Source organism: Deinococcus alpinitundrae (genome assembly GCF_009982895.1).
In the GTDB taxonomy this organism is placed as follows: domain Bacteria; phylum Deinococcota; class Deinococci; order Deinococcales; family Deinococcaceae; genus Deinococcus; species Deinococcus alpinitundrae.
The window spans coordinates 1-282 of the sequence record NZ_WXZL01000193.1 but is presented as its reverse complement, the minus strand read 5'-3'; the positions used below and the strand labels follow the sequence as shown (position 1 = coordinate 282).

The 282-nt window shown below is 60.6% G+C and carries 1 protein-coding gene; it reads left to right on the top strand.

Annotated features, from left to right (window positions below):
- Positions 1–44: 44 nt before the first annotated feature.
- Positions 45–282: helix-turn-helix domain-containing protein (locus tag GUI70_RS23005; RefSeq protein WP_161884554.1), on the top strand; the 238-nt coding region annotated here is incomplete at its 3' end.

Below are 282 nucleotides of genomic sequence, written 5' to 3'. Positions count from 1 at the left end.
CCACTATTGATCTCGGCTGAAGTGAACGACGGTAGAATGGCTGGATGACTGACCGTTGGCTCCCATTGCACCTCACCCGAGCTCAACTCGAAGAACGTCGACTGCGCTTTCTCCAGCTGCTCGAGACTCAAACGCACAACACCCAGGAACTCAGCGAGTTCCTGGGTGTTTCGGTGAGTACCATCCGCGACTGGAAATATCGCCTCCGTCACCGTGGCCCAGATGCGCTCCAGGCCACCGTCACGACGGGCCGACCGCCTGCGCTGTCCGGGGAGCAGCGTG